The sequence below is a fragment of the bacterium genome, from assembly GCA_024226335.1.
Taxonomy (GTDB): Bacteria; Myxococcota_A; UBA9160; order SZUA-336; family SZUA-336; genus JAAELY01.
The window spans coordinates 1-25737 of record JAAELY010000191.1 but is presented as its reverse complement, the minus strand read 5'-3'; the positions used below and the strand labels follow the sequence as shown (position 1 = coordinate 25737).

Annotated in this window: 25 protein-coding genes; 17 read left to right on the top strand and 8 right to left on the bottom strand. The window is 63.8% G+C overall.

The genetic code is table 11. The features are described from left to right. The first annotated feature begins 141 nt into the window (after positions 1–141). The 3 genes from GY725_09575 to cofE are packed head-to-tail and all read left to right on the top strand — an operon-like array spanning position 142 to position 2428. Positions 142–1080: a 2-phospho-L-lactate transferase gene (locus GY725_09575; protein MCP4004431.1), complete on the top strand. Its 939-nt coding sequence runs from the start codon at positions 142–144 to the stop codon at positions 1078–1080. After that, positions 1077–1715 (top strand): 2-phospho-L-lactate guanylyltransferase, encoded by a 639-nt coding sequence (gene cofC / locus GY725_09570; GenBank protein ID MCP4004430.1) that lies wholly within the window; start codon positions 1077–1079, stop codon positions 1713–1715. The genes GY725_09575 and cofC overlap by 4 nt, the downstream gene beginning before the upstream one ends. Further along, a complete protein-coding gene (cofE, locus tag GY725_09565) occupies positions 1715–2428 on the top strand; it encodes a coenzyme F420-0:L-glutamate ligase (GenBank protein ID MCP4004429.1) in 714 nt (237 codons plus the stop codon). Before cofC ends, cofE begins: the two co-directional genes overlap by 1 nt. Positions 2429–2669: 241 nt before the next feature. Here cofE and GY725_09560 read toward each other — a convergent pair whose 3' ends face one another. Then, on the bottom strand, positions 2670–3281 hold the full coding sequence (locus tag GY725_09560; GenBank protein MCP4004428.1) for a YihA family ribosome biogenesis GTP-binding protein: 612 nt from the start codon (positions 3279–3281) through the stop codon (positions 2670–2672). A gap of 141 nt (positions 3282–3422) precedes the next feature. Between GY725_09560 and GY725_09555 the strand changes: the two genes are divergently transcribed. The 7 genes from GY725_09555 (at position 3423) to GY725_09525 (ending at position 10581) form a co-directional block, all read left to right on the top strand. Continuing rightward, positions 3423–3842, top strand: coding sequence for a cytochrome c maturation protein CcmE (locus GY725_09555; protein ID MCP4004427.1), 420 nt, complete (start codon positions 3423–3425; stop codon positions 3840–3842). Between the two features lie 70 nt (positions 3843–3912). Next, entirely contained in the window at positions 3913–5877 is a 1965-nt protein-coding gene (locus GY725_09550; GenBank protein ID MCP4004426.1) for a heme lyase CcmF/NrfE family subunit, read from the top strand. Continuing rightward, entirely contained in the window at positions 5832–7160 is a 1329-nt protein-coding gene (locus GY725_09545; GenBank protein MCP4004425.1) for a hypothetical protein, read from the top strand. The genes GY725_09550 and GY725_09545 overlap by 46 nt, the downstream gene beginning before the upstream one ends. Then, positions 7157–7822, top strand: coding sequence for a heme ABC exporter ATP-binding protein CcmA (gene ccmA / locus GY725_09540; protein MCP4004424.1), 666 nt, complete (start codon positions 7157–7159; stop codon positions 7820–7822). The genes GY725_09545 and ccmA overlap by 4 nt, the downstream gene beginning before the upstream one ends. Further along, positions 7819–8490 (top strand): hypothetical protein, encoded by a 672-nt coding sequence (locus GY725_09535; GenBank protein MCP4004423.1) that lies wholly within the window; start codon positions 7819–7821, stop codon positions 8488–8490. The genes ccmA and GY725_09535 overlap by 4 nt, the downstream gene beginning before the upstream one ends. Before the next feature lie 6 nt (positions 8491–8496). After that, a complete protein-coding gene (gene ccsA / locus GY725_09530; GenBank protein ID MCP4004422.1) occupies positions 8497–9255 on the top strand; it encodes a cytochrome c biogenesis protein CcsA in 759 nt (252 codons plus the stop codon). Positions 9256–10083: 828 nt separating this feature from the next. Then, positions 10084–10581 carry a hypothetical protein gene (locus GY725_09525; protein MCP4004421.1) on the top strand — a complete coding sequence of 166 codons (498 nt, stop codon included), beginning with the start codon at positions 10084–10086 and terminating at the stop codon, positions 10579–10581. Between the two features lie 125 nt (positions 10582–10706). On the opposite strand, the gene GY725_09520 is transcribed toward GY725_09525, so the two are convergent. The 3 genes from GY725_09520 to GY725_09510 form a co-directional block, all read right to left on the bottom strand. Further along, positions 10707–12110, bottom strand: coding sequence for an Hsp70 family protein (locus GY725_09520; protein ID MCP4004420.1), 1404 nt, complete (start codon positions 12108–12110; stop codon positions 10707–10709). 106 nt (positions 12111–12216) lie between these two features. Next, complete coding sequence (locus tag GY725_09515) at positions 12217–13122, bottom strand: ATP phosphoribosyltransferase (GenBank protein MCP4004419.1); 906 nt, start codon at positions 13120–13122, stop codon at positions 12217–12219. An 86-nt stretch (positions 13123–13208) separates the two neighbouring features. Further along, entirely contained in the window at positions 13209–14258 is a 1050-nt protein-coding gene (locus tag GY725_09510; GenBank protein MCP4004418.1) for a hypothetical protein, read from the bottom strand. 115 nt (positions 14259–14373) lie between these two features. On the opposite strand from GY725_09510, the gene GY725_09505 reads away from it, so the two are divergent. The 5 genes from GY725_09505 to GY725_09485 all read left to right on the top strand — a co-directional run bounded on the left by GY725_09505 (position 14374) and on the right by GY725_09485 (position 18429). Continuing rightward, a complete protein-coding gene (locus GY725_09505) occupies positions 14374–15345 on the top strand; it encodes a hypothetical protein (GenBank protein MCP4004417.1) in 972 nt (323 codons plus the stop codon). A 480-nt stretch (positions 15346–15825) separates the two neighbouring features. Further along, the gene (locus GY725_09500; GenBank protein ID MCP4004416.1) at positions 15826–16815 is read left to right on the top strand and encodes an ATP-binding cassette domain-containing protein; all 990 of its coding nucleotides are present in this window, start codon (positions 15826–15828) and stop codon (positions 16813–16815) included. Between the two features lies 1 nt (position 16816). Then, on the top strand, positions 16817–17377 hold the full coding sequence (locus GY725_09495) for a hypothetical protein (GenBank protein MCP4004415.1): 561 nt from the start codon (positions 16817–16819) through the stop codon (positions 17375–17377). A 21-nt stretch (positions 17378–17398) separates the two neighbouring features. After that, complete coding sequence (locus GY725_09490; protein MCP4004414.1) at positions 17399–17635, top strand: hypothetical protein; 237 nt, start codon at positions 17399–17401, stop codon at positions 17633–17635. Positions 17636–17637: 2 nt separating this feature from the next. Further along, entirely contained in the window at positions 17638–18429 is a 792-nt protein-coding gene (locus tag GY725_09485; protein ID MCP4004413.1) for a hypothetical protein, read from the top strand. Positions 18430–18436: 7 nt separating this feature from the next. Here GY725_09485 and GY725_09480 read toward each other — a convergent pair whose 3' ends face one another. Then, positions 18437–19279 (bottom strand): PEP-CTERM sorting domain-containing protein, encoded by an 843-nt coding sequence (locus GY725_09480; protein ID MCP4004412.1) that lies wholly within the window; start codon positions 19277–19279, stop codon positions 18437–18439. Positions 19280–19443: 164 nt separating this feature from the next. After that, the gene (locus GY725_09475) at positions 19444–22014 is read right to left on the bottom strand and encodes a hypothetical protein (GenBank protein MCP4004411.1); all 2571 of its coding nucleotides are present in this window, start codon (positions 22012–22014) and stop codon (positions 19444–19446) included. A 344-nt stretch (positions 22015–22358) separates the two neighbouring features. On the opposite strand from GY725_09475, the gene GY725_09470 reads away from it, so the two are divergent. Further along, entirely contained in the window at positions 22359–23156 is a 798-nt protein-coding gene (locus tag GY725_09470) for an outer membrane lipoprotein-sorting protein (GenBank protein ID MCP4004410.1), read from the top strand. 76 nt (positions 23157–23232) lie between these two features. On the opposite strand, the gene GY725_09465 is transcribed toward GY725_09470, so the two are convergent. Together GY725_09465 and GY725_09460 are read right to left on the bottom strand one after the other, a co-directional pair. Continuing rightward, a complete protein-coding gene (locus GY725_09465) occupies positions 23233–24105 on the bottom strand; it encodes an SDR family NAD(P)-dependent oxidoreductase (protein ID MCP4004409.1) in 873 nt (290 codons plus the stop codon). A gap of 115 nt (positions 24106–24220) precedes the next feature. Continuing rightward, positions 24221–24436, bottom strand: a complete 216-nt coding sequence (locus GY725_09460; GenBank protein ID MCP4004408.1) for an acetyl-CoA carboxylase biotin carboxyl carrier protein subunit — start codon at positions 24434–24436, stop codon at positions 24221–24223. Positions 24437–24555: 119 nt separating this feature from the next. Here GY725_09460 and ffh point away from each other — a divergent pair. Further along, a partial coding sequence (ffh, locus tag GY725_09455) for a signal recognition particle protein (GenBank protein MCP4004407.1) occupies positions 24556–25737 on the top strand: 1182 nt, incomplete at its 3' end.

Sequence of the window (25737 nt, the reverse complement as noted above, 5' to 3'; positions counted from 1 at the left end):
AACTATCGCGACGCCCGCCCATCCCCGCCGACTGCGTTGGAAAGGCCTTGAAGTATCAACGGATACTCCGGCGGCCTCCCGCCTTGCCAGCGGGGCGTCCGGGCACCGGGATAGTCAGCGAACTTCTGGAACGGGACACTAGTGCCCCGAGTCGTCGCGCTCGCGGGCGGTGTCGGTGCAGCTCGATTCCTGGCGGGACTGGTACGCGTACTACCGCCCGAAGATCTGACCGTGATCGTCAATACCGGAGACGATCGCGACTTCTTCGGACTGCGCGTGTGCCCCGACCTGGACATCGTCACCTATACGCTCGGCGGTGTGGTCAATCCGGACACGGGCTGGGGTTTCCAGGGGGATACCTATCACTGCCTGGATGCGCTGCGCGGACTGCGCTCCGACGTCTGGTTCAATCTGGGCGATCGCGACCTGGCCACGCACATCCAGCGCAGTTCGCGTCTGCGCGAAGGCGCGGGCCTGGCGCAGATTGCCGGTGAAATCGCGCGATCGTTCGGCCTGGGTATCCGCCTGCTGCCCATGAGCGAAGACCCCGCTCCGACAATGATCGTGCGCGAGGACGGTTCGCGCTGTGACTTCGAGGAGTACATGGTGCGCGACGGCGCACCCGACGACATCGCGAAGGTGGACCTGTCGGCCGCGGAAGCGGCGCGCCCCGGTCCGGGCGTGCTCGAGGCGATCGACGGAGCGGAAACCATACTGATCTGCCCGAGCAACCCGGTGGTCTCGATCGGAACCATCCTGGCCGTACCCGGCGTGCGGGAGCGACTCGAGGCACGCCGCTGTGCTGTGGCCGTCAGCCCGATCATCGGCGGACGGCCGGTCAAGGGGCCGGCGGACCGGCTGATGCGAGCGCTGGGCGTGCCCGTGTCGGCATTCGGCGTTGCGCAGCTGTACCGGAAGATCTGCCGCGGTATGGTGATCGATTGCGAGGACGACGGGCTGCGCGCCGAGATCGAGGCGCTCGACATCGAAGTGCGCGTGGAGGAAACGCTGATGCGAAAGGTAGAGATCGCCGCGGACCTGGCCCGTAGCGCTCTGGACCTGGCCGGACATCCGGCATGAGACTGGCTGCCGCGGTTCCGGTCAAGGATTTCACGCGCGCCAAGAAGCGCCTGCGCTCGCGCTTCAGCGACGCGGAAGTCGAACGCATCCTTCGAGCGTTGCTTGCAGATGTGCTCGACGCGCTCAAGTCCGCAAAACATATCGATCGCGTGCTGGTGCTGACCGACGATCCGGCCGTCGCCGATGCCGCGCGGGAAGCCGGAGCCCGGGTGCGCGAACGCAAGCCCGACCCCGGTCTGAACCCGGTGATCGACGAAGCGGCGGCGGATCTCGAAGCTCAGGGCTACGACGGGATGCTCGTGGTCCTGGGCGATCTTCCCCTGCTGAAGGGCGCGGACATCGATGCGATGATCGATGCGAGTGGGGACTACCCGGTGGTCATCGCACCGGCCGCCGATGAAGGGACCGCCCTCCTCCTGCGGCGTCCGCCCACGCGCATCCCCGCGCGCTTCGGTCCCGAGAGCAGTCGCGCACATCAGATCGCCGCGCAGGAAGCCGGTTGCGAAGCGCTCTGGTACACGGCGATGCCCGAGTCGACGCGAGTCGACCTCGACACGCCCGATGACGCGGTACGCCTGATCGCCACCGCCGTGCCGTGTCGCACGCGCGAAATCCTGCGCGAGTTGCTGTCCTGATGCGTCTCGAACTGGTCGCGCTCCAGGGCCTCCCGGAAATCCGCGCGCACGATGACCTGCCGCGCATGCTGGCCGAGCTCGTCCCAGAAGGCCCGGGCGTACTCGTGGTCGCGCAGAAAATCGTCTCGAAGGCGGAAGATCGCGTGATCCCGCTCGAGCGCGTGAAGCCGTCCGCCGAGGCCATCGAACTCGCCAAACAGGTCGACAAGGATCCGCGTCTGGTCGAACTGACTCTCGGCGAATCCCGGCGCGTGGTGCGCGCGGCCCCGGGCGTGCTGATCACCGAGACGCACCACGGACTGGTGTGCGCGAACGCGGGCATCGATCAGTCCAACGCGCCCGAAGGCTGCGCAATCCTGCTTCCACTGGACCCCGACGCCTCCGCGCGAGCGATCCTGGCGGCCCTGGGCCCGCAGCGAGCCGTACTCATCTCCGACACCTTCGGACGCCCCTGGCGCGAGGGTCAGGTCGACGTGACCATCGGCGTAGCCGGCCTGGAACCGGTGCGCGACTACCGTGGCGAACGCGACCGGGAAGGCCGTGAGATGCAGGTGACCGCCCTGGCGACCGCAGATCAACTGACGGCTGCGGCCGGCCTGCTGATGGAAAAGGACGCGGGCACGCCGTGCGTCTGGATCACGGGCCTCTCGCCCCACGGCGACGGAAGCCTGGCCGATCTAATGCGGGATCCGGCGCTCGATCTGTTTCGGTAGTTGAGGGAGAGCTTCGAACGTTCCCGGGGCGGCGTGACGTTTCCTTCGTTCGCTTCGCTGGGGCGGGGGTTGATGAGTTGCTTGGGGGGTAGGTTGGGTCGCTCTTGACGCTCACTTCGGGAAACGTCACGCCGCCCCGGGGATCGCGCACCATCTCGGACTCTGGTGGATGGAAGCGGGGCTACGCCCCGCCCGGGGGTGGGTCGGTGGATCGGTGGGTCGTTGGATGGCTTCTGATCCTCTAGAGCAGTTTTGTTCCGTCGGCTCTCAGGAATTCCAGGTCTATCCAGTCGGTGAGCCAGTTGCCTGCGAGGCTCAGACCCTTTCCTGATTTGCCCGAGACTGCGGCGACTTCGTCTGGCTTCAGATTGACTTCGCTTGCGATCGCGGTGGTGCGCGCGTGGAGCTGGCTGGGCTTGAGTTTGTCTGCCTTGGTGATCACGAGGCGGGCGGGAATGTTCTGCATTTCCAGCCAGGCCAGTAGTTCTCGCTCTTCGATCTCGGGACCGCGTCGGGCGTCGACCAGGAGCACCGCTCCGCGCAGTGCAGCGCGCGAGCCGAGCAAGTAGGACTCCACCAGCGGCTTCCAGGCCCGGCGCTCTTCCTTGCCGACCGCGGCGTAGCCGTAGCCGGGCAGGTCCACCAGATAGGCGCGCTGCTCCAGCCTGTAGAAGTGGATGCGCCGGGTCTTTCCGGGTCGAGCGCTGGTGCGCGCGAGGTTCTTGCGCCCGATCAGGGCGTTGATGAACGTGGACTTTCCGACATTGGAGCGGCCCATGACGGCGACCTCGGGCAGACCGTCGGAGGGGAACTGGGAGGCGTCCGCAGCATCGTGCGCGAGTTTGGCATTCACGGGTCTGTCTCCTGGTTCCTCAGCGATTCCCTGATGTTTGACGCTTCAGGGGTCCCAAGTTAGCCTCAGCATCGCTGACCGCACGGCTCTCAGATGAGCAGCCAAACAGGGTGGAAGATTGCAGAGCCTGAGGAACTGAGCATGAGCAAGGGAGTTCAGATCGCGATCGCCGCCGTCACGGTATTTGCCGCGGTAGCCATCGGACTCACCCAGATGGACGGCGAAGACGGAACCTTCACGTACTACTCGAGTGTTGGCGACTTCGTGGGTGATGGCGCTCCTGAAAGCTCCGCTGGCGTAGCGCGCGTGCACGGCTTCGTGGTCGCCGGTTCCATCCAGGCGGATCTGCCTGCGGGCCACGTCGACTTCTCGATCAAGGACGCCGAGAACCCCGGCCTGCTTTCGGTGCGATTCCTGGGGATCGACGTACCGGATCTGTTTCGCGACGGTGCCGAGGTCGTGATCGAGGGCCGCTTCGAACGAGGCACCTTCCTGGCCGAGCGTGTAATGGCGAAGTGTCCTTCCAAATACGAAAACCAGGAGCCGGGTACAGAAGCCTGATCTCCCCGGCCGAAATCGCCGATGGTCGGAGGCGGTTCGAGGCCGGAAACGGTAGAACACTGGAGACCCGTTGCTCGTAGCAGTCGGCAACTACTCGCTGTACTTGATGCTCGGCTTCTGCATCTACGCCCTCGTAGCTGCGCTGATCGGCGCCAACCCGGAACGCGAGGCGTGGCTGCGCAGTTCGGAACGCGCGGTCTACGCGGTCTTCGCATTGTGCTGTCTGGCGATGCTCGGTGTAGAGGTCGCCCTGGTGACCGATCGCTTCGATCTGGCCTTCGTCGCCAAGACCTCGGCACGAGAGCAACCACTCCTGTTCAAGCTGGCGCTCTGGGGTGGTCAGGCCGGTTCGCTGCTGCTCTGGGCCTGGCTCTTGTCACTGTTCAGCTTTCTGGTCGTCCTGCAGAACCGCCAGCGCAATCGCATGCTGATGCCCTGGGTCATCGCCTCGATGATGCTGAATCTGCTGTTCTTCGGCGCGATCGTCACATTCAGCAGCAACCCCTTCGAAGCCCTGCCGGCGGCGAAGGCCTACTCCAACGGTGCGGGCATGAATCCGCTCCTGCAGCACGCGGCCATGCTGGTCCACCCGCCGGTTCTGTACATCGGGTTCATCGGCTTTTCCGTGCCTTTCAGTTTCGCGGCTGCGGCCATGATCACGGGACAACTCGGCACGACCTGGTTCGAAACCACGCGCCGTTGGACGCTGGTTTCCTGGTTCTTCCTGGGCATGGGTTTGATGATCGGCGGGCGCTGGGCCTACGAAGTCCTGGGCTGGGGCGGTTACTGGGCCTGGGATCCGGTCGAGAACGCCTCGCTCATGCCCTGGTTGGCGGCCACCGCGTTTCTGCACTCGGTGATCATCCAGGAAAAGCGGGGCATGCTGAAGATCTGGAACGTGGCCTTGATCGGCCTGACCTACTCACTGTGCGTGTTCGGCACATTCCTCACGCGCAGTGGAGTAGTGCAATCGGTGCACAGTTTCGCGAACGCGGGTTGGTTCGGCACGCTCTTCCTGGCCTACGTCGCCGTGCTCGCCATCGGCTTTGCGGCGCTGCTGATCTGGCGCCTGCCCCTGCTGCGCAGTCACAACAAGCTCAACTCCATCGTTTCCCGAGAGGCGAGCTTCCTGCTCAACAACTACGTGTTCATCGGACTGCTGGCGATCGTGTTCTTCGGAACCTTGTACCCGGTATTCTCGGAATCGCTGACGGGCGTGCGCACCCAGATCGGACCGCCGTTCTTCCAGCGCTACTCGGGTCCCCTGGCGATCTTCATGCTCTTCCTGACCGGCGTCGGACCGCTGATCGCCTGGCGCCGGGCGACCTGGATCAACCTGCGCAAGAGTTTCCTGTGGCCGGCGGTGATCACCCTTGCGACCGTGGTCGGGACACTCGCGGTCGGCGTACGTGAGTTCTACCCGGTGTCCTTCCTGGCGCTCTGCGCCTGGGTGATCGCTACCATCGTCGAGGAATACCAGCGCGGCATCCGCGCGCGACGCCGCCGCGGCGAGAACTCACTGCAGGCCGCACTCGGCCTGATCCGGCGCAATCAGCGCCGTTACGGCGGCTACATCGTGCACCTGGCCATCGTGCTCATGTTCATCGGATTCGCCGGAGCCTCGTTCAACTCCGAAGAGACCCGACTGCTGAAGCCCGGCGAAACCTGGGAGGTGAGCGGATACAGTCTCGAGTACCGCCAGGTGCGACCGGTTCGGCACGCGCACTACGCGGGAGCGGTCGCGCGTCTCGCCTTGAAAGACCAGGGGAAACCCGTCGGTGTGCTCTTGCCCGAGAAGCGCATGTACTTTCAGCAGGAACAACCGACCACGATTCCGGCCATCGCCAGCAACCTTCGCGAAGATTTCTACGTGATCCTTGCGGGACTTCAGCCCGATCAGTCGATCGCGGTGAAGGTCTACATCAATCCGCTGGTCAACTGGATCTGGATTGGTGGCTTCGTGCTGGTATTCGGCAATACGATACTGCTGTGGCCCTTCAAGCGGCGCGGGAGCGGCGCGGGAGCGAGAACGTGATCCCCGCAACGCCTGGAACCTTCCGCACAATCGGCGCCACCCTGATCGCGCTCTGCCTGAGTTGGATCGGGGCGGGAAGTGTTTCGGCAGCGGTCGTGGAGGGGCGAGTTCTGCACTCCACGCGACCGGAAGCCGTCGAAAACCTGGAGATCCTGGCCCTCGGCATCAGCGGCGATCCCAATAGCGACACGATCGAGCGCAGAACGCGTAGCGACAGCGACGGGCACTTCCGCTTCGACGACCTGCCGGCGCCCGCCGCCTATCTCTTGCGGGCCATCTTCGCGGGCGTGGTGTTTCCAGGAGGCACTGCGATCTTCCGACCGGGCGAGCCGGAATCCGCAGACCCGGTCGTGATCCATGTTTTCGACCGCAGCGAAGATGCGAGTGCGCTTTCGATCAACTCGATGCAATGGGTCTTCGAGCGCGAGGCCGGTGTCTACCGAGTCGATGTGAACGTGTCGATTGCGAACTCGAGCGCGATGATGGTGCAGATCGACCCGAACGATCCTCCCGCAATTCGCCTTCCCCTGCCCGCCGGGTACTCGGAACTCAAACTGCCCTTCGGCAAGCTTCCCAAGGGAGTCACGATCGCGGGCGAGGTCGTCGAGGTCCGCGGACCCGTCATGCCGGGCGAAGAGGGCCTGCGGGTCAACTTCGCCTTCGACCTGGGCGACGACTCGGCGCTGCTGGAAACCGAATTGCGCTTCCCCGATCGCGTGGACAGCTTGCGCCTGTACGTGCGCGACTTCGGCATCGAGGTCACGGCCGATGGCCTGCACCCGGCCCAGCCTGCACGCCAGGACGATGTGTTCTATCTGGGCTTCGTGGGCTTCGATCTGCCCCCCGGACAAGTGAGCCGCGTGCGCATCGAACCGCTGGCATCCGATCAGGCCCCCGCCGATGGCCTGATCGCGGGCCTGGTCGCCCTGCTGGCCGGTGGACTTCTCTTCCTGGTGGGCCAACCGATCGCAGAGGCCGGAGGAGACGGCAAGGTGGTGCGCCTGCCCGATGACGACGAGCAGCGGCACAGCGACGCCCTCAGGGCCGCCTTGCGCGATCTGGAACACGACTTCGAGACCGCGAAACTATCGGAAGAAGATCGCGACCGGCTTCGCGAAGAACTGCGACACGAAGCGGCTCGCGCACTCGCCCGCGAACGCGGCGTCACCCGATCGGGATCGAACCCAGGCAAGACAAGCGCCGACACGCTCCGGGTGTGTAGTTGCGGTCGCGAAGCGAGGCCGGACGACCGCTTCTGCGGCGGGTGCGGCACAGAACTTTGAGCGAGATCAGCGTCCGCGTCGAAGCTCTCGACAAACGCTATGAGCGGATCGCGGCGCTGTCCGGCGTAAGCTTCGAACTGTCTCGCGGATCGATTGCCCTGGTCGCCGGACCCAACGGCGCGGGCAAGAGCACGCTATTGCGCGTACTGGGCATGCTCACTCGCCCCAGCAGTGGTCAGGTCGAGATCCTGGGCGGCGACCCGTTCGCGAGCGGCGGTTCCTCGATTCGCGGACAGGTGGGTTATCTGGGTGCTCAGTCCGGCCTCTACGGCGATCTGAGCATCGAGGAAAACCTTCAGTTCGGGGCGCAACTGCACGGATTGCAGAGCGAACGCGTTCGAAAGGTCGTCTCGGACCTGGGTCTGGTGGGATGGACCCAGCGCAAGGTGCGGACTCTTTCGCTGGGCTACCAGCGGCGCGCCGGACTCGCGCGCACCCTGCTCTGCGAACCCGAACTCCTGCTCCTGGACGAACCCTGGAACGGTCTGGACGCGGCCGCTTCGCGCAAGCTCGTCCAGGTGCTTGATGCGCGCCGCGAAGCCGGTGCCACTACTTTGGTTGCTGCGCACGCGGTCACCGAACTCTCCGACCTCTTCGATGTGCGACTGTCGATCGAGGCCGGACGCTTGACGTCCTTCGAAACGGGTCTGCTCGAGACATGACGGGACCCCGCGTCGCCCTGGCCGTGCTGCGCAAGGACCTGCTGCTCGATCTGCGCAGCAAGGATCGCTTCGGACACATGGCGGTGTTCGCTGCACTGATCGCGACTCTGCTCTCGATCGCCCTGCCGTCGTCCGAAGCTGCGCGCCGAGCCTGGGTCCCGGCCCTGATGTGGGTCGTGATGTTGCTGACCTCGCTGCTCGGACTGGCGCGCTCGTTTCAATCGGAAAGCGAATCGGGTGCAGTCGCGCTCTTGAACCAGGTGCCCTGTGATCGCGGCTGGGTTTTCCTGGGCAAGGCCGCTGCAAATCTGATCGCACTGATCGCGGTCGCGCTCTGGACCGGCCTGCTCTTCACGGTCTTCTTGAACGTGAGCTGGCCCGCCGCGTTTCCGCAGGCGCTGGGGATCTGCGTACTGGGTTGCGCGGGCCTGACGGCGCAGGGAACACTCTTGTCGGGTGTTGCGATCTCGGTGCGCTTCCGCGAGTTCCTGCTGCCGATCCTGCTTTTTCCGCTTGTGCTGCCCGTGGTGGTGATCGCCTCGCGCATGACGTCCATCGCACTCGACGGTGGCAGTATCCCGGGAACCTGGTGGGGTGCGCTCGCGCTCTACGACTGGGTCTTCGTCCTGATCGGGTTCTTCGTGTTCGACTACGTTCTGGAGGACTGACAAGCCATGACCGGCGCGCTCTACGCCCTGTTCACGCTGACGCTTCTGGCGATCGTCGCCTGGCTGATCCGGCTTGCGCTGGGCGAGGCCGAACGCAGCGATGCCACCCGGATGGTCGGTTTCCTGGCGCTGTTCGCAGGCGCGGCCTGGCTGGCCATGGCCGGTTTCTACGCGCCGCTGGAAAAGGTCCAGGGCCTGCCTCAGAAGATCTTTTACGCCCACGTCCCGTGCTGGCCTCCCGCCTACCTGGGCTTTGCACTCACGGCGGTCGGCGGCATCGGCTACCTGGTTTCGCGCAAGGAACAATGGGACCACTTCGCGCTGGCCGCGGCCGAGGTCGGCATCGTCTTTTGCACGCTCGGCCTGATCACCGGGCCGATCTGGGCGAAACCCATCTGGGGACACTGGTGGGTCTGGGACCTTCGTCTGACCTCCGCGCTCGTACTCTGGTTCGTCTACGTTGCCTACCTGTTCCTGCGCGGATTGACGTTTGGCAGCGACACGGCCCGAACCTTCACTTCGATCTACGGAATCCTCGGCACAGCCGCGATTCCCTTCGTGTATTTCGCAGTCGACATCGCGAAGGGCAGCACCCTGCACCCGAGCAACCCCGCGCGCGCGGGGCTGCCGGCCGAGATGTCCCAGACCCTGGCGGTCGGCATGCTGGCCTACGTCCTTTGTTTCGGATACCTGGCCGCGCGGCGCCTCGAAATCGCGCGCCTGGACGAGCGCCTGCTGCTGCGCGATCTGCAGGGAGGCGCGTGATGGCCTGGGTCATCGCGGCCTACGCAACGGTCCTGGTCACGCTCGCGGGCTACGAGTTGCACCTGCGCGCGCGTCGCTCGGAGCTGCGAAAAGAGCTGGGAGAGGAAGATCCGAGGATCTGATCGGTCCCTGAGGGGTCCGACCCGCAGCCTGAAATCCGGAAGAGTTTTGCACAGGCCGATCTCGGCCCCTAGAATGTGCTTGACCGCGAGTTTCAGGGCGGCTTCAACCCCTCGCCTTCGCGGCTGTTTTGGCGCTTTGCACAGAACAGTTGACAAAGCGGAGCGCTCGGGGATTAATCGTACTGGGCAGTCGCGATCACGGCTTTCCACTGACTATTTGCGAGAACGAGTGCTCTTCACGTCCCCTCCTACCCCGGCCTTTTCATTCCTGCGCAACTGCGGATTCCGCAGATCCAGGATGGGGCTCGATCTGTAGCGATCCACACCTTTGTTCTGCGCCTCTGGGAGGGGGTGGGGAGTCGACTTCTCATTCGAGGAGGCGGGTGACCCACCACTCTGGCAACAAGCCTACTTCTCGAGAAGGCAATGGCACGGCAGATCAGGCAGCCAAACAGGCGATTTCAAAGCGACCATCGAGCGGCATGCTCGATCTGGCACGAAAGTTGGATTCAGTTCACATCGGTGCGGACGTGTTCCAGCTGCGGGGGGCGGCAGGATGAGGTTGGGAGAACTTCTCAGTTTGAGTTGGTTGCGCCGCAGGGCAGCAACGACATCTGAGAAAGTGTCTCAGCCACGCTGGAACTCGGGACAGCGCCGCAGGACAGTCGAGCAGACAGGCCGGGAAGGCCTTGGGAGATCCAGTCAGATGGCACGAATGAAGCGCGGGGTCGGTTACTGCGAGAACACTGAGTGCGAGGATTACGCCAAGGGCGTTTTCTTGCTCAACCACGGTGACACCTTCTACTGCCCCCGCTGCCGCCAGCTGGGCAAGGTCGAGAAGGAGCGAGGCTTTTACACCGGCAACTCCGACATCTTCAAAGAGGTCCGCGTCGAGTACAACTTCGACCCGATCCACGGCATCTACCGAGAGATCGCGATCGTTCGCGACGAGAGTCTCTGGGGCCGCAACAACGTCTACACTCTGCAGTCGCCGCTGATCAAGACCGAGAAGCGCGCGCTCAAGGTCGCCGAAGCCATCCTCGCCAATCTCAACCGCTATCGCGGACTGCTTTCTGGCGACGACATCCCGCGCACGACCGAGATCATCCTTTCGTTCGACGATGATTTCGACGAATTCAACCGCAAGCTCCAGCAGCTTTCCAAGGAATGGGAAGCCAGTGGCCTGCGGGAAATGACGAGGTAGCGGGGCTCGAACCCGGACCGTCAGACGGAATCGGAACCCGGCTGGAAGCATCGCTTCCAACCGGGTTTTTCTTTGGCCTGGGCCGAAAGCGCAAAGGACCGGCAGAAGCGGGGAACGCCGGGAGACTACGCGCCGCTCTCGTAGCTCGAAATCGCCAGCCCCGCCGCAATCCCGGTGAACGCATCGTGCTCGACGACCTTGCCGGGAAAGATCTGCGTGAGCTGATCGATCACCGCGGGAATCCGCGCCGATCCTCCGGTGCGCACCACGACGCCAATCGCCTTCGGCTCAACGCCGGCCTGCTCCAACACCGTCTCGATAGTGTGAGCGATTTCCGCAAGAACCGGCTCGAGCAGGCGCGTGAACGCATCGCGGCGCAACTCCAGTTCGAGATCGATCTCTGGAATCGAAAGAGTGGTGCGATCGCACGAAGACAGCTCGACCTTCGCCCGCTCGATCGCCTGGAAGACGCGGTAGGCGTGATTCAAAGTGACCAGATCGTACAGGCGGGCAAAGCGCCGGCCGACGTCTCCACGCGATTTCGCAGCCTGCAGGATCTGCTCGCGCAGATCGGGTCGATTGAGTTCGTAGGCCAGAGGCCAGTTGAGCAGACGCTCCCCGAATTCGCGGAAGGGGAAGGCGAGTTCCTTGAACTGATCGTCGACGGGCGTCGGAATCAGCGCGCCCTCCCCCAGTTCGGGAAACACTCGGGTGCGGTAGATCAAGCGGTCGATCGCGTCGCCTCCCAGGCCGATCCCGTGGGTCGCCAGGATGTCAAAGCCCGAATCCGACACGCGCACAACCGTGAGGTCGAGCGTACCGCCGCCAAAATCGAACGTCAGTACGGTTTCACCGGTGCGGGCCGGAACCCGGTGCAAATAGCTGCGCACCGCGGCCAACGGCTCGGGGTAGAGCGTGACGTCGGCCAGACCGGCATAACCACAAGCTTCGAGCATGCGCTCGACAGCCACCTCATCGGCCTCCTGACTGCGCCCCTCGTAATGCACGGGGCGCCCCACCCAGATGTTCGCGGGGCGCTCCGCCCTGCCCTCGTCGGCGGCCTCGCGCAGGCTGGTGAGCATCGGCGTCAAGAGAGCCACGATCCGGTAGCGGGAGTCGAAAACGCGAACACGCTCCAGAGATGCGTCTCCCAGCCAGCGTTTCACACTGCGAAACAGCCGGCCCGGCATATCGCGATCGGTGTAGGCGTGGACGTCATAGGAATCGGTGATCGCCCCACCTTCTTCCTTCGGCCCCTGGATGTTGTCACCGCCGGAGACCGTCACTTCGATGTTACCGACGTTCTCCTGCGTCAGGTTCACGACGCGCCCAGCGTTCTCGCGCATATAGGCCGAGATCGCGTTGCTTCCGACCTCCGCCTCGAGCGCGGAATTCAGGTAGAGCGCGCTGGGCATCACCTCGGGTAGATCCCCTTCGTCGACGCGCAGGTACTCCGTGTTCCGACCGTCGAAGAGGGCGACCGAAGAATTGGACGTACCGAAATCGATCCCGAGACCTATGCGCGACATGATTCGGGAGATAACCCAGGTAGAGCGAGATTGTCAGTCTGGTCGACGCTTCGTGTTCCCGGTATACTGTGGGGAACAGGCTAGGCGACCGCGCCGCCCAGTGGCGTTAGAGCAGGATCTTGTTGACCGGAAACTCGACGATTCCGGTCGCGCCCGCCTCGAAGAGATCCGCCATCAGATCGCGCGCCAGCGCCTCTTCGATGATCGTATTGACCGCGACCATCTTGCCGTCCGCCAGGGGCGAAATCGTGGGGGATGCGAGCGCGGGCAAGAGATCCAGAACCTTGGGCAGATGCGTCGAGGGTGCGTTCAACATCAACCCGACCTTGCCGGCCGCGTTGATCGCGCCGTTGAGCATCAGCGCCAGACGATCGAGCTTGCGCTGCTTCCAGGGATCCTTGTAGGCGTCCTTGTTGGCGATCAGGCGCGGCGTGCTTTCCATGAGCGTATCGACGATCCGCAGTTTGTTCGCACGCAACGAAGAACCGGTCTCGGTCACGTCGACGATCGCATCTGCCAGCAGCGGCGGCTTGACTTCAGTCGCACCCCAGGAGAACTCCACCTTGGCTTTTACACCGTGCTTCTTGAGCCAGGTCTTCACCAGCCCCACCGCTTCGGTCGCGATGCGCTTGTCCTGCAGGTCGCTCACCTTCTTGATCTTGGAATCTTCGGGTACGGCCAGCACCCAGCGCGTGGGGCGGAAGCTCTGCTTGGAGTACTTCAGGTCCGCGAGCTGAGTCACCTTTGCGCGGTTCTCGACGATCCAGTCGTGACCGGTGATACCGGCGTCCAGCACACCTTCTTCGACGTAGCGAGCCATCTCCTGAGCTCGGATCAGCACGCATTCCATCTCATCATCGTCGACGGTTGGAAACAGCGAACGCTCCGGAAAGCTCAGGCGATAACCGGCGCGCTCGAAAAGCGCCGCAGTGTTGTCCTGGAGTGAGCCCTTCGGGAGTCCGAGGCGCAAAATCTGCTTGTCTTCTTTCGATCTTTTTGATCCGAGTGCCATGGTGGGGCGGAGCTTATCGGCTCCAGGGGCCTAGTGCCAGCGAGCCGCAGCCATCCGTCTGGCCATCTGGGTGCGGTCCCCGGTCCTCAACTGCGGCGATCCGGCAGATCGAGCAGATCCGCCACGCGATCCGCCCAGGCCGCGGCCGGTGGAGGTCCGGCTTCGACCCAGCGCGCGAGTTCGGCGACACGCGGGTGTCCCCCACCGACGACGGCGAGCTGTCCGGCGGTGCGCGGACTGCCGTGTTGCGCCTTGAGCCCCCAATCGATTCCGAACTGCTGACCTTCGTCTCCCCAGACCACATAGACACCCGGAGCGATGGCCGTTTCGCCGCTCACCCCGGGCAACTCGAGTAGTTCCGAAGCCTCGACGTCTCCCACGACCAGCGCCGCGGTCCCGTCGTGCTGCACGAGGACATCGAGGCCGGATGCGCGAGCCTCGGCAGCCAGATCGATGGCTCCGGGGCGTACGCTCTCGTGGTCGTGGTCGCTCACCGCAATCAGGATGGTGTCGTCCCAACGCGGCGCGAGCCGCTCGATCACCTGCCCCAAAGCCGCATCCGTCCGGCGGCATTGCTGCGCGACCTCGGGCACACCGGGTCCGGGCCCGAACAGATGCCGAGCCGTGTCGACTTCATCGAGTTGCACGACGAGCAGATCGGCGGAATCGACGTCGACCTGTTCCAGACCGGAGAGCACGGCTTCGTCTGCGCCGTACCCCAAACCCCCGCGCGGAGCGTCTTCAGGAAGGACTCCCCCCGGTGGCCAGTGCGCATCGGCCTGCTGCGCGCCGCACACTCCCACAAGGTTCTGATCGCCAAACACAGCGACGGAACGGCGCCCCGCTTCCCTGCAGCGCGTGAAGAGCGTCGGGCCTCTCGGACCGACCTCCTGGGCCGATTGAAAGCCACCGTCGACGAGCACCATGCTGGTGAGGACTCCATGATCGATCGGCGCCGCACCGGTCACGAACGTGGCGTGGTTCGGATAGGTAGAGGCCGACAACTCCGCTCGCCCACCCTCCCGAGCCCAGCCGCCCTGCTCTCGCAGCCGAGCGAGCGAGGGTGTCTGCTTTTCGTCAACTCCTCGAAATGGGAACGCATCGAGTATCACGAAAGCGACGCGCGGCGATGGCATGGGTGGACCTTTCGACTTCGAACGACCCCGCGAGCCTAGCGAAATATCCATGGTCGCGGTCCGCGGACTTGCGCGGACGTTGACGATCCGATTCCCTGGGTGGATGGACTCTCCATTGCTCCAGCGCATCACACGCAAATCGGGCGTGCCCGATCTGGTCGACGTGCTCACCGAGCGTCTGTCGGCCAGCGATCTGCAGACCCTCCTACTCGAGGTCTACCGGCGCCACGTCGCTGCTCAGTCGGCGCCCGATCTTCTGGCACGGTACCGACGCAACCGGTTCGTTCGACCTGCGGGGGCAGATCCGGCCGGGTTTCGCGCCTTCGACGCCCTGGCGTTCTCGCATCTTCCGGAGAGCTTCAGCGGACTGGAACTGTCCCCTCTGTCGCCCCTGGGTGCGTGTTCGTCGGTCGCCAGCGTCAACCAGGACAAGGTCATCTCGGCGGGGCGCGGAACGGAAGCGTGCGCGGACCCGACTAACGCTCTGGCCCTGGAGTGCGCCGTGCGACGACGCGAGATCCTCGCGAGCGGAAGCAACCGGCACGAGCGCGTGCGCCTGTGTACCAGCCAGCGCGTCGCTCGCGCTCAGGCGTTGCTCGACGCCAGCCACGTGCCGCATTTCCGCCTGTTCAGCCTGTGCACCGCCGGGCGCGACGAAGGCAGCTTCTCATTCGAAACCTCGGCCTTGCGCGAACAACTCGATTTCTGGTTGCGGACCCTTGCCGATGCCGCGGACATCGGCAAGGAGATCTCGTGCATTCGTCTGGAGATCTCGGACTTCTCTGACGGCCTGCGACTGGCGGCACTTCGCGACTCGATCGAAGCACCGCTCCGACGAGATCACCCGGACGTCGAGATCAGTGTCTCCGACACGCGCGAGAGTGGGCGTGGCTATTACGTCGATACGGCCTTCAAGATATTCCTGAGCGACGCCTCGGGCGCCGAGAGCGAAGTGGGAGACGGTGGCGTGGTCGACTGGTCGCAGCGGATGCTGGCAAACCGCAAAGAACGCATGGTGATCTCGGGCTTCGGCGTCGATCGCTTCGTCTGGGGGTTTGCGCCGACGGCTGGAGAAGCCACGGCCTAATACTGAAACGCTCACCTCATCGGGCTATTGTGGTCGGCTGATTTCGGTGGAGCCAGAGTGATCTGTTCGACCCGCGGGCACGACGACAGAGAAGAGGCCCGTTTTTGCGGCGCTTGCGCGGCATCTCTGTCCGGAACCCGGACCTGCCCGACTCCTGGGCGAGAGTGACGACAACCACGAGTTCTGGCGACAGTTGAAGCAGATTTCTGGCGTTTCCCCTTGATCAAAGCCTGATTCGGCTTGACAAGACGCCCGTCTCGGGAGATCGTCGCAAGCGATGTCCCGCAACGACTACACAAACGAGCGTCTGATCGCCGGCTGCGCGTCGATTTCGCAGCCGTGCGCTCCGATCGCCCTTGTTGCGGTCATGGGGACAAATACGTAGCCGGAAGGGACAGAGCAGATTTTTCAAGCGCCCTTCCGGTCCCGCCGGAAGGGCGCTTTTCATTAGAGGCTCGCCCGAGCCGCTTGGAGAACGCCATGGAACCCGTCGTCATCGTCGAAGATCTGAACAAACGCTTCTACACGGCCGTGCGCGAGCCCGGCCTGCGCGCGGCTCTGCGCCAACTCGTGCGCCCCGTGAAACACGAAGTTCGGGCAGTCGACGGACTCGGCTTCGAGATCAAACGCGGCGAACGGGTCGCCTTCATCGGCCCCAACGGCGCCGGAAAGTCGACCACGATCAAGGTTTTGTCGGGAATCCTGTACCCGAGTTCCGGACGGGTCGAGGTCATGGGACTCGTCCCCTGGGAGCAGCGGCGCGTCCTGGGTTATCGCATCGGTACGGTATTCGGGCAACGCTCGCAGCTCTGGTATCACCTGCCCGCAGCCGATACGTTCGAACTGCTCGCGCGCATCTACGATCGAGATCTCCCGACCCACAGGCGGCGCTGCGATGCCCTTGTCGCGGCGTTCGAGATCGGAGACCTGATCCATCGGCCCGTACGCCAGCTATCCCTGGGCGAGCGGATGCGCTGCGAGATCGCCGCGAGCCTGTTGCACGACCCGGATGTCCTGTTTCTGGACGAGCCGACGATCGGACTCGATGTGACCGCCAAGGCGATCATCCGCGACCTGATCAAGGAGCAATCCAGCAATGGCCGCACGGTGCTGCTGACCTCACACGACACCGGCGATATGGAGCGGGTCTGCGATCGCGTGATCGTGATCCACGAAGGTCGCCTACTGCTCGACGAACCCGTTGCGGCCCTGCGAAGGAACTACATCAAGAGAAAACTGATCACCTTGCACACCTCCGAGGAGCGCGTGGAATTCGAGTTGCCCGGCGTGCGCATCGCGGGAAGGAGCCCGCACACCACCGAACTCGAGGTCGATGTTTCGCAGACTCCTGTCGAATGCGTCGTGCAGGCCGCACTGAGCACTTCGCGCCTGCGCGACCTGCGGGTCGAGGATCCGCCCATGGACGAGATCGTCTCGGCGATCTACGAACAAGCTGCGGGAAGGGCCTGAGATGACTACAGCGTTTGCAACACCGCCCAAGCCCGATCGAGTGGGGAAGTACCGCGCCCTGTTCTCACTGTCCTTCCGCAGCGCCTTGCGGGAGTGGGCGCCGATCCTCGGGCGCAGCGGTTTCTTCGCGATCCTACTGCTGATCTTCTCTCGCTTATGGGTGGTCATCGTGGAGAAGAACGTCGTCGAGGGCCTCGGGGTGCCCGAACTCCTGTGGTACGTCGCAATCACGGAGTGGATCGCACTCTCGATGCCCTGGGTGTTCCTGCAGGTCGAAAGCGACGTGATCAGCGGCGACATCGCCTATCAACTGCCGCGTCCGATCTCCTATCTGGGGGTGTGCATCGCGCGCGGTGGTGGAGAATACGCGGCGCGACTCCTGGTGCTGGCGCCGGTCGGGTTTGCGCTCGCCTACGCGATGGCCGGTGGGCTGCCCGGCGATCCCCGCGGCCTATGGCTGGCAATCCCCCTGGGCATCGGTGCATCGATCCTGGGACTGATCTTCACCGTGGCCATCGGTCTGGGGGCCGTCTGGCTTCAGGACACTTCACCGTTGTACTAGATCTGGCAGAAGCTGGGCTTCGTGCTCGGCGGCCTTTTACTGCCTCTGGAGATCTACCCGGAGTGGTTGCGCCGGATCGCCCTCGCGAGTCCGTTTTCGTCGCTGATGTACGGCCCTGCGCGAATGGCCTTCGGTCTGGACTGGGAACTCGCGGCGATGGTCGCCCTGCGCATGGCGACTTGGCTGGTCCTCGTGGCGTGTTTCACTGTCTGGATCTATCGACGCGCTTTGCGGGCACTTGAAGTGAGTGGAGGCTGACCATGGCGACCAGAGACAACCTGCTGTTCGCGCGGGCGCTGATCGCCACGAACCTGAAGGCCAGCTTCGCCCGGCGCGGGGCCTTCTTTCTTCAAGTCGCGATGATGGCGCTCAACAATCTCATCTTTTTCACGATCTGGTGGATCTTCTTCGACCGTTTCGACGATATTCGCGGCTGGAAGATCGGCGACGTGATGGCGCTGCACGGGGTCGTGGCGTGCTCCTTCGGCTGTGCCGTCGTTCTGGGAGGGGGAGTGCGCGAACTCTCTCGCATGATCGCCGACGGGGAACTCGATGTCTTCCTGACACAGCCGAAGTCGACCCTGCTGCACACGACCGGCTCGCACACGTTTGCAGCCGGTTGGGGTGATCTGCTCAGCGGAACGTTCTTTCTGAGCATATCGGGCGTCGTCTCTCCGCTGGAGATTCCGCTGGCGTTGCTCGTCGTCGCGCTCGCCTCGATCGTGTTCCTATCGACCGGCATCATCATTCACAGCACGGCATTCTGGTTGGGTCACGCGCAGGGTCTGGCCCGTCAAGTATGGGAGTTCCTGCTCACCTTCGCGTTGTACCCGCAACCGCTGTTCACGGGACCGCTGCGTCTACTGCTGTTCTCAGTCCTGCCGGCCGGCTTCATAGGCTATTTGCCAGTGGGCCTGTTACGGGAATTCAGCGTCGAAGGCATCGCTGCGGCGTTCGCTGCCGCGATCTTCTACTCGTGCCTGGCCGCCTGGTTCTTCGGTCGCGGCCTGCGCCGCTACACATCGGGCAGTCGCTTCGGGGTTCGCGCCTAGCTTGCAGCTAGTTGGCGATGTTCAAGGATTCCCGTTTCCTGCGAATGGCCCAGGCCACAACGAAAACTCCCGCAGTAAAGAGCAGCGTAGAGGTTGGCTCGGGAATCGGCAGACCCGATGCCGATGCGGACGCCGCTCCATTTGTCGCGATCCCACCCGATACGGGCGTCGCTCCATTTGCGTCGATCCCACCCGAAGCGATGGCTACTCCGCCACCGGTCGCGGTGTCAATCGAAATAGTCCAGCCACGGGAAGTCAGGCCTACGAGCCCGGAGCCTTCGGCCGCCAGTCCGAAGACGTTGCCAAAACCGATGTCTCCAACTGCCGTGCCCGCTCCCGTGGTCGTATCGAGAATCACCAATTGGTTTCCGACTGATCCATCCGCGGTCTGATACAGCTCTCCGTCGAGACCGAAAGCGATATCACCTGCCGAGTTGAAGCCAGTTGAGCCGATCACCGTACCGGCACCCGTGGTGATATCGACGGTGGCGAGTTGTGAACCACCGGCGAGGAAGAGAATCCCGCTCGGGTTGAACGCGAGAGCGTTTGCACCGGCGATTCCGTGAGCTCCTATCATCGTCTTGGCCCCGGTCGCCTTGTCGACGCGCCAGAGAGTCGAGTACCCAACCGCGTAGAGGTCGCCGCTCGGCGAGACCGCCAGGTCGGAGATGACGTGCGGCCCCATCGAACCGATTTCGACAGCCGCACCGGTGGTCGAGTCCACTGTCCACAGAGTGCTCGAAAGGTCTCCGGCGAACAGCGCGTTCGCAGAGGCCGGAGTCGGCAGTGCCCAGGCCAGAAGGATGAGTGAAATAGCGATCAGCTTGCTGCGCAAAGTATAGAGGCTCATAGGGTGCTCCCAGAAAGGTGGAGAGAATCGGCCATAGGATAGCGCAATTCGAGTGCATCTTGTCGCTCGAAACGTTCGAAACGTTCGAAAGTTGTGGACTAATTCCCCCAACTGCACGTTTTTTGAGGGAAAGGTGCCCTGAGGGCGGGTTTCGCCCGCCGGTTTTACGGCCAACGCAACGCGGCGCCCACCAGCGCGGCATCGGCTTCGAGTAGATCCCAGTTCTCTCCGGGCTCCAGGTCCGCGTCGGGCTTGTTGGGGTTTCCGTCGGTTCGCAGAACGCCGTCGGCCAGCAAGCGAGCGAGCGCATTGCCGGCAGCCACGCTGCAGATCCCCTCGGGGAAGACCGCCTCGCCCAGTAGGAGTTGTTCGCGCTGCACCTTCTGCACGGAATCCAGTAGCTCTCGGCGTTTGATCTTGCCTTGCGATGCGCGCACGGCCAGAAGCATCGCCTGGTAGGCCTCCATGATCGGGCGCAACTGCGCGGCCAGGAAGCTCAGCCATTCGTGGCCCCGGCGCGTGACGTGCATCTTGCCGTCCTCTGCATCGGCGATCCACCCCCGCTCGGTGAAGTGATCGATCAGCCGGAGGAGTTTTACATGACGTTCTGGGCCCTCGATGGGGAAGTACTCGAGCCTCAGCAGATCGAGCCAGGCCGAGGCGGTATCGCAGGCGTTCTTGCGAGTACGCGCTTCGTGCAGTGCGAACGCCAGCACGGCTGGCCACACCAGGGCCGGGGCAATCGTGGCACGGTAATAGTCCAACGCGTCGCGCACACCGTCTTTGATCTGCAAGAGGTCACCGTGTGGAGAGTGGACCCGCTTGACTCGATCCGCCTGCTCGAGCAACTCGATGACGGCCGCGGGCCGTTCAGTGGCCAGGCAGCGCTCCAGGTTCTCGGACCGGGCCATGCCGAGCAGTTCGAGCAATTGGGCAATCTCGGAGACCCGCGCCCGGAACAAGCTCTCGCGAATCCCCAGGGCGGGACTGCCCAGTAGCGCGGCCGCCGCAACCGAAGAGCGACCGGCCGTCGTCAGCTCGTTCAGCTTGCGTGAAATATCGATTCCGAGTTCGTGCGTCAGCGGGCGCAGATTGGGGACCGCCTCGCCTTCCGCAGCCGGTAGCAGCAGACCGCTCTGTTTCGCTTCCTCCATGCGCTGCGCCACCGAGATGGGCTCACCGAAGCGCACCGTCACACTGCCGAAGCTGTAGTTGAAGACGCTGCGCGCTTTCAGGAGTTCAACCAAGCTCTCTCGCTTTTTCGCTTTGCCCTGCCGCTCTTCGCGAATGCTGCCTTCTTCGACCAGGCGTTCGTAGGTAAAGCCGACGGGAATCACGTACAGCTCGCGCCGCGCGCCGCGCGAGAAAGCTTCGAGCACCATACGCAGCATGCCCAGTCTCGGAGTCAGCGTCTTGCCGGTGCGCGAGCGCGTTCCCTCGATGAAGAACTCCTGGGTGATGCCGGCCTTGATCAGGTTCTGCACGTAGCCGCGGAACACCGCCGAGTACAGCTGATCGCCGTCGAAACTGCGGCGCAGGAAGTAGCCACCAGCTCGACGGAAAATGGGACCGAGCGGCCAGAAGCTCAAATTGATGCCCGCGGCGACCTGGGGTGGCACCAGATGCCGCTGGTAGAACATCCACGACAGGATCAGATAGTCGAAGTGGCTGCGATGGCTCGGCAGGAGCACGATCGGATGGAGCTTGGCCACCTCGATGACACGCTCCAGCCCGTGAACTTCGAAACGCGCGAACAAGCGCTTGAACATCGCGGCGATGATCACCGAGAGAGCGGCCAGCATCGTTGGGCTCTGGTTCGCGGCGATCTCGCCGACCATGCGACGCGCCCGCGCCTCGACGCGCGCCTCGGATCGATTGGATTCGTCGGCGATCTGGCGAATCGTGCGTCGCACCTCGGGATCGTCGAGCACGGCTTCCTGGATGCGTTCGAACGTCGGGAGCGCAGCGCCGAGAACCGGCTTCTCTTCGCGGCGCAGGAAGATGAGCAGCGAACGTCGAACCTGCTTGACGATGCGCTCACGACCTTCCCAACGGCGCTCGCTCACGAAGCCCTGTAGATCGATGCGCGTGCCGATGCGCACGGCCAGATTGCGGTAGTTCCAGATGAACGAGATGACCTTGCCGATATCCGTGGGACGCTCGGGCCCGCCGTAGAAGAGATTCAGGAACGGGCGCTGCGGGCGACTGCCCTTGCGCCAGAACAACGCCAGCGGAACCAGCGACACCGGATCCGGACTGGTGAAACAGTTGTCGACGATCTGGCGCAGGTAGTCCAGTTCGGAGCGAGCGGAACTGACGGCTCCCTGGCGCGTACGCAAACGAGATCCGGTCTTGTCGGTGCGCAGGAACAAAAAAGCCGTATCGCCGCGGCGAATCGTCCGGCGGATGTGCAAGATGCCGCGTTCGCGCATGCCGCGATTGCCGAAGCGTATGCGTTCAATCAGACCGCTCCAGAGCAGGCGAGTCGCCTCACCCAGTGGACGGTAGTAGTAGAACTTGATGCCGTTGGCGAAGGACGACAGGCGCAAGCCCGCCGACAGGAACAGCCAGTTGAACAGGAAGTAGTCGAGGCGCGACGAATAACGCATGACGTACACGATCGCGCCCGTGGACTCGAGCGAGCGCAGCGTCCCGGCGTCGCCGGTCTCGAACTGGAATGACGAAAAAAAGCGACGCGCGAACCACTGGGCCATGTTCCCGAAGCGCGGCGTCATCGAAGTATACGGATCGCCGGAACCGTCCCCGTCGGGGATAGGGGTCGTTGTGGGCGGGCGACTCTCTTCGAGCGGATCCGCCTCGGATCGGGTCTCCTCAGGCGGTGCGGGAGGCTGCTTCGTGTGCACGGTTTCAAGTTAACGAAAACACCGAAGCGCGCATTCCTTCGGCGAAGTTTCGCTCGTGTATTGACGCCGGGTCCGCTGCATTGCGTCAAGCTTGTCCACTTTCGTCACCCCAGAGCGACGGGAGCGGACCCTTCCGCAGCCTGCCAGGACTCAGACCCATTCCGGTATGATGCGGGCGGATTTCCTCGAGAATCACTCACCAGGTGGGAGACGAGATGCCACGACGTTGGGCTTTGATACTCGCGACACTGAGCTTCGCGATTCCGCTGATTGCCAATGGCGCGGAGACCGGAGAGGCGACGATCGCCTGTATGAACGAAAACGTGCCGCGCCGCTCTGCGGTGCTGGAACTGAGACTCGAGTCAGTAGACCGCAGCGGGCGCAGCTACACCCACGAAGGTCGGGTCTTCTGGGAACTCGCGCCCGATGGCCTGAGCCGCACCCTGGTCTGCATGACCGCACCGCGCGACGTCGAAGGCCTGGCCTATCTCATCCACAACCGGGAATCAGAGCGTCAGATCTGGCTCTACCTGCCCGAGGACGAACGCGTGCTGCGCTACACGCCGGGCGCGGCCGCCAGGCGCGGGCGCATCGGACGCACCGCAATCCGCTACGACGATCTGCGTTATCTACCCCTGAACCTGGCCCAGGCCACTCTGGACGGGACGGCGGACACGGGATCGACACCGGGCAGCACACAGGTCGAACTCGCATTGCCTTCGGGGGGAAAGACCGACTACACGCGCGTGCGCGCCCGTATTGACGACGCGAGCTGCGTACCGATCGAGATCGATCTGTACGAATCGGATGCGAAACCGCGCAAGCGCGTGCGCACGACCCGAGACGACATCGCCAAACAGGGCAAAACCCACTACATGCGCAGCGCGACCGTGACCGACGACAATCACGGGGTGAAGACCACAGTGAACACGAAGAACCTGCGCGTAGACACGGACCTGCCGGACGAGATCTTCACGCCGCAACACCTGAAGCGGCGCCAGTGCCCGAAATAGGAAACGCCCCCGTCACCGGAAACCAGCAACGGGGGCGCTGTTCTCTCAGCCCCGGCCCCGTGAGGGACCCTGAAACTCAGCCCATGAAGTTGATCGGCCCCTCGTCGGGCAGGAATACGCTGTCTTCATTTGCAGCGATGTCCTGAGCCGTCATGCCCGCCATGTTCTTGAAGCCGGGCGCCATCACGACCTTCATCTCAGCGCATTTGACGCCGCCGGCGAACAGGAACTTGCCCGTCTTGTCCTTTGACAGATCGCTCACCATGTACAGAACCGTCGGCGAAACCTTGCTGGGGTCGAGCATCTTGGCGGCTTCTTCGCTGTTGAAACCCGGCAGGTCATTGGTCAGTCGCGTGAAGGCCACCGGCGCCAGACCCCAGGCCCGGATGTTGTACTTCTTGCCTTCGAGGGCGAGGCAACGGGTAAAACCGGCGATTCCGGCCTTGGCCGCGCCGTAGTTCGACTGACCGAAGTTGCCCAGCAGGCCCGAAGTGGACGTGGTGTTGACGATCACACCGCCGTGTCCGCCTTCCTTCATGTGGTTGAACACCGGACGCGTGACGCAGTAGGTGCCCTTGAGGTGGACGGAGAGCACGATGTCCCAGTCGGCTTCCTCGGTCTTCGACAGTGTCTTGTCGCGCAGGATCCCGGCGTTGTTCACGAGAATGTCGACACGCTCGAAAGCGTCGACGGCAGTCTTGAGGATGTTCTGTCCACCCTCGACCGTCGCGACGGAATCGTAATTGGCCACGGCCTCACCCCCCGCCGCCTTGATCTCGTCCACGACCTGATCGGCCATGGCACCGCCACCGCCTAAGCCGTCGCGGGAACCGCCCAGATCGTTCACGACGACCGAAGCGCCTTCCTTGGCAAACAGAAGCGCGTGCTCGCGACCCAGTCCGCCACCCGCACCCGTAACGACTGCAACCTTGCCATCCAGTAGACCCATGATCTCTCCTTCGCATTGTGCTTCGCACTTCGCGAAGCGCGGCCGCAGCCGGTGGCTCGCGGCCAGACTCTGTTGGGGGATTGAGATGCGCCCCGCATTCAGGGGCGCGGAAGGCTCAGTCGAGCACGACGAGGGCGTCGCCCTCTTCGATGCTCTGGCCTTCCTCGACTTTGATCTCGGAAACCTTGCCCGCGGCCGGTGACTCGACCGGAAGTTCCATCTTCATGGACTCGATCACGATCAGCGTGTCGCCTTCAGCGACCTGCGCGCCCACCTGCGTCTCGATCAAAAACACGGTTCCCGTGATCTGGGCCTCGACCGTCGTGGACATGCTTTTCTCCGCAGGAAAATCGGGCTCTCTTGTACACGAAATCTCGCTCCAAGACCAGCCAGCCGGGCTCGCCCGACGGCTGACCGGAGCGCCCAGACACTTGTGCTAATTTGCCGCCCATGCTCGAGACCCTGACCAAGGGATTCCGCAGCGCCCGCGACCGCTTCCGGGGCGTCACGGATCTGACGGAAGAGAACATCGCCGAGGCCCTCGGCGATGTGCGCCTATCGCTGCTCGAGGCCGACGTCGACCTGGGCATCGTGCGCGACTTCCTGGCCAGAGTGAAAGAGCGGGCCATCGGCGAGAACGTGAAGCTGCGCACGCGCGGCGGCCAGATGAAGGTGACCCCCAGCGATCACTTCACCAAAGCCTGCTACGAAGAACTGATCGAGCTGATGGGCGCCGAAGAGCCCATCGAACCGTCCAAGAAGACCCGCGTGCTGATGATGGTGGGTCTACAGGGTACGGGTAAGACCAGCACCAGCGCGAAGCTGGCGCTGCAGCTCAAGAAGCAGGGCGAAAAGCCGCTACTGGTGGCGGCCGACGTGCGCCGCCCCGCTGCGCGTGAACAACTGCGCGTTCTAGCCGAACAGATCGACGTCGACATGTACACGCGCGAGGGCGACGACGCCCCGGCGATCTGTGCCGAGGCCGTCGAGCACGCGCGCGCCAACGGCCACCACACCGTCATCCTCGACACCGCCGGTCGTCTGCAGATCGACGACGAGTTGATGCACGAACTGGAACAGGTGCTCGAACGCACCGAGCCCGAGTTCATCACGCTGGTCTGCGATGCCATGATGGGTCGCGAAGCGGTCAACGTGGCGCGCGGCTTCGCCGATCGCCTGCCCCTCAACGGGCTGATCCTGACCAAGCTCGATGGCGACTCGCGCGGCGGCGCCGCGCTGGCGATTCGCGCCGCTACCGGCGTGCCGATCCGCTGCGTGACCATGGGCGAAGGCGTCGACCGACTCGAGACCTTCCGGCCCGAGGGCATGGCCTCGCGCATCCTGGGCATGGGCGACGTCGTGGGCCTGATGCAGGACTTCGAGGAAGTCGTCGACGTCGAGAGCGCCGAAGCCGACGCCGAGCGCATGCTGAAGGGTCAGTTCACGCTCGAAGACTTCCTGTCGCAACTACAGACCATCCAGAAGATGGGTCCGCTCAAAGACGTGATGGAGAAGATGCCGTTCGCGGGCGATCTGATCCCCGAAGGCGCGAACGTGGACGGCAAGGAATTGAAGAAGATCGAAGCCATGATCTTCTCGATGACGCCCCAGGAGCGCAAGCAACCGCAACTG

Excerpts from the sequence above, each read along its gene's own strand:
- cofC (MCP4004430.1), top strand. The coding sequence starts at position 1,077 with ATGAGACTGGCTGCCGCGGTTCCGGTCAAGGATTTCACGCGCGCCAAG.
- cofE (MCP4004429.1), top strand. The coding sequence starts at position 1,715 with ATGCGTCTCGAACTGGTCGCGCTCCAGGGCCTCCCGGAAATCCGCGCG.
- GY725_09555 (MCP4004427.1), top strand. The coding sequence starts at position 3,423 with ATGAGCAAGGGAGTTCAGATCGCGATCGCCGCCGTCACGGTATTTGCC.
- GY725_09535 (MCP4004423.1), top strand. The coding sequence starts at position 7,819 with ATGACGGGACCCCGCGTCGCCCTGGCCGTGCTGCGCAAGGACCTGCTG.
- ccsA (MCP4004422.1), top strand. The coding sequence starts at position 8,497 with ATGACCGGCGCGCTCTACGCCCTGTTCACGCTGACGCTTCTGGCGATC.
- GY725_09525 (MCP4004421.1), top strand. The coding sequence starts at position 10,084 with ATGGCACGAATGAAGCGCGGGGTCGGTTACTGCGAGAACACTGAGTGC.
- GY725_09520 (MCP4004420.1), bottom strand. The coding sequence starts at position 12,110 with ATGTCGCGCATAGGTCTCGGGATCGATTTCGGTACGTCCAATTCTTCG.
- GY725_09515 (MCP4004419.1), bottom strand. The coding sequence starts at position 13,122 with ATGGCACTCGGATCAAAAAGATCGAAAGAAGACAAGCAGATTTTGCGC.
- GY725_09510 (MCP4004418.1), bottom strand. The coding sequence starts at position 14,258 with ATGCCATCGCCGCGCGTCGCTTTCGTGATACTCGATGCGTTCCCATTT.
- GY725_09500 (MCP4004416.1), top strand. The coding sequence starts at position 15,826 with ATGGAACCCGTCGTCATCGTCGAAGATCTGAACAAACGCTTCTACACG.
- GY725_09495 (MCP4004415.1), top strand. The coding sequence starts at position 16,817 with ATGACTACAGCGTTTGCAACACCGCCCAAGCCCGATCGAGTGGGGAAG.
- GY725_09485 (MCP4004413.1), top strand. The coding sequence starts at position 17,638 with ATGGCGACCAGAGACAACCTGCTGTTCGCGCGGGCGCTGATCGCCACG.
- GY725_09480 (MCP4004412.1), bottom strand. The coding sequence starts at position 19,279 with ATGAGCCTCTATACTTTGCGCAGCAAGCTGATCGCTATTTCACTCATC.
- GY725_09475 (MCP4004411.1), bottom strand. The coding sequence starts at position 22,014 with ATGACGCCGCGCTTCGGGAACATGGCCCAGTGGTTCGCGCGTCGCTTT.
- GY725_09470 (MCP4004410.1), top strand. The coding sequence starts at position 22,359 with ATGCCACGACGTTGGGCTTTGATACTCGCGACACTGAGCTTCGCGATT.
- GY725_09465 (MCP4004409.1), bottom strand. The coding sequence starts at position 24,105 with ATGGGTCTACTGGATGGCAAGGTTGCAGTCGTTACGGGTGCGGGTGGC.
- GY725_09460 (MCP4004408.1), bottom strand. The coding sequence starts at position 24,436 with ATGTCCACGACGGTCGAGGCCCAGATCACGGGAACCGTGTTTTTGATC.